The sequence below is a fragment of the Hydrogenophaga sp. genome (genome assembly GCF_022844385.1).
In the GTDB taxonomy this organism is placed as follows: domain Bacteria; phylum Pseudomonadota; class Gammaproteobacteria; order Burkholderiales; family Burkholderiaceae_C; genus Hydrogenophaga.
Genome location: NZ_JALHLX010000236.1, coordinates 1 through 2551, shown reverse-complemented (window position 1 = coordinate 2551; position 2551 = coordinate 1). Strand labels below are relative to the sequence as shown.

Sequence of the window (2551 nt, the reverse complement as noted above, 5' to 3'; positions counted from 1 at the left end):
GCCAGCTCACGCCGAGGTAGGCGCGGTAGGTGTCGTTGATCTCCATGCGCAGCAGGCCCCAGCCGGTCAGGCCCATGGCCACCGCAAAGCCGCCCCACACCACCAGGCGCCACATCGGGGTTTCGGGCACCCCGGAAAGCGCGGCCTGGTGGCTGTCGCGCACCGCCTTCGACAGCACAAACACAGTGGACAGGCAGAACACATAACCCATCACCATGAAGGCCCGGTCCAGCGCCTGGCCCGGCAGGTAGGCGAGGCCGGTGGCGCAGAGAAAGACCGCCACGCCAAACGAGGCCCAGACCTGGAACTGCCAGGCGCGGGTGTCGCGCATCACGATGAGGGGGGATCGGTTCGAAGCCATGAAAAAACCTTTGCGGTTGTTGAAGGTGGCGCGATGGTCGACCGCCACCCCCTCCCGCAGGAACAAAATACTGATCTGGAAGCAAGTTCCATCTCAATGAGTATCGATTTCAAGTACTCCTTGTGGCTTGTGTAGCCTGTGCGTCATCGATATCGGCCCGGCAGACAACTTTGCAGCTCGCCACGAATCACACTGCACCTATGACAAAACTCATGCTCTGCCTGGTCTCGCTGTTGTTCACTGCGGGCGCGTCGGCACAAGCGCTCTGGCAAGACGTGCCCGTGGGCGCCACCCCGGCCGAGGTGCAGGCCCTGATGCCCGACGCGCGGCCGCTGCCGCTGGACCCGGCCTCGAAGGACGAGGCCGCGCGGCTGGAGATTCCGGCGTTCGAGCTCGCCGGGGCGACGTTCAAAGTGTCATTCGTGTTCAAGGGTGACCAGCTGCAGCGCATCTCGCTGCTGGCCAATGCCGGCTCGGCCGACGAGGCCCGCGCGCTGGGCCAGCGGCTCACCACCTCGCTGCGCTCACGCTACGGGCTGGAAATGAGCACCCGCAGCCGCGGCTCCACCTCGTCGGTGACCATCGACCGCCAGTGGAATTTCCGGCGCACCGTCATTCATCTGCAAGTGGTGGACGACACCTTTGTGCGCCTGGACTACAGCGGCCAGGCACCGGTGCGCAACAACCGGCTGTGACAACCGCCAGCGACGCCCTGCGGCTGTCGCGGCCATGTAACTGGTTTCAAAGATAATTGAAACCAAATTACACCCGGGCACGCTCAAGCCCGGTTATCCACCCCCAGGAGACACACCACATGCCCATGCGCGCCACCAAAATCGTTGCCACCCTCGGCCCTGCGTCCAGCGACCCCGACCTGCTCGAAGCCATGATCCGCGCCGGGGTGAATGTGGTGCGGTTGAACTTCTCGCACGGCACGGCGCAGGACCACATCGACCGCGCCACGCTGGTGCGCGCGGCGGCCCATCGCGCAGGGCGCGAGGTCGGCATCATGGCCGACCTGCAGGGCCCCAAGATCCGCGTGGGCAAGTTCGCCGAAGGCAAGGTCATGCTGGTGCCGGGTGAAAAATTCGTGCTCGACGCCTCGCGCACCGAGCCGGGCAACCTCGAAGGTGTGGGCCTGGACTACAAGGAACTGCCGCGCGACGTGCGGGCCGGCGACACGCTCTTGCTCAACGACGGCCTGATCGTGCTGACCATCGACAAGGTGGTGGGCCCGGCGGTGCACACCACGGTGAAACTGGGCGGTGAGCTGTCCAACAACAAGGGCATCAACAAGCAGGGCGGCGGCCTCACCGCACCTGCGCTCACGGCCAAGGACATGGACGACATCAAGACCGCCATGGGCCTGAGAGCCGACTATGTGGCGGTGAGCTTTCCGAAGAACGCCACCGACATGGAACTGGCGCGCCAGCTGTGCAACGTGGCGGGTGCTGCCGATGGCCACAAGCCCGCGCTGATCGCCAAGATCGAACGTGCCGAGGCGATTCCCGAACTCGCCAACATCCTGAAGGTGTCCGACGGCATCATGGTCGCGCGGGGCGACCTGGCGGTCGAGGTGGGCAACGCCGCGGTGCCCGGCCTGCAGAAGCACATGATCAAAATGGCGCGCGAGATGGACAAGGTGGTGATCACCGCGACGCAGATGATGGAGTCGATGATCGTCAACCCGGTGCCCACGCGCGCCGAGGTGAGCGACGTGGCCAACGCAGTGCTCGACGGCACCGACGCGGTGATGCTCAGCGCAGAAACCGCCGCCGGCAAGTACCCGCTGGAGACGGTGATGGAGATGGCCAACATCTGCCAGGAAGCCGAGAAGGCCGAGTACAGCGAACTCGGCGCCGACTTCACCGGCAAGACCTTCAAACGCATCGACCAATCGATCGCCATGGGCGCGCTCTTCACCGCCCACCACCTGGGCGCCAAGGCCATCGTGGCGCTCACCGACTCGGGCTCCACAGCGCTTTGGATGAGCCGCCACAACGTGCGCATGCCGATCTACGCGGTGACGTCCAACCTCTCGACCCAGCGCCGCATGACGCTCTACCGCAACGTGCGCCCGCTGCTCATGGAAGCCAGCGCCGACCGCGACACCGCCCTGGCCGAAGCCGAAAACCAGCTGAAGAAACGCGGCATCGTGCACAGCGGCGACGTGTACGCCATCACAGTGGG

3 protein-coding genes are annotated in these 2551 nt (G+C 65.2%); 2 read left to right on the top strand and 1 reads right to left on the bottom strand.

The features are described 5' to 3' along the window. Positions 1 to 361 (bottom strand): YiaA/YiaB family inner membrane protein (locus tag Q0C59_RS19575; RefSeq protein WP_291218734.1); only part of this gene is annotated, 361 nt, incomplete at its 3' end. A gap of 200 nt (positions 362 to 561) precedes the next feature. Between Q0C59_RS19575 and Q0C59_RS19570 the strand changes: the two genes are divergently transcribed. Next, positions 562 to 1056: a hypothetical protein gene (locus Q0C59_RS19570; protein WP_291218732.1), complete on the top strand. Its 495-nt coding sequence runs from the start codon at positions 562 to 564 to the stop codon at positions 1054 to 1056. Between the two features lie 119 nt (positions 1057 to 1175). After that, positions 1176 to 2551, top strand: a 1376-nt coding sequence (pyk, locus tag Q0C59_RS19565; protein ID WP_291218730.1) for a pyruvate kinase, incomplete at its 3' end; no start/stop codon positions are given.

Excerpts from the sequence above, each read along its gene's own strand:
- Q0C59_RS19570 (WP_291218732.1), top strand. The coding sequence starts at position 562 with ATGACAAAACTCATGCTCTGCCTGGTCTCGCTGTTGTTCACTGCGGGC.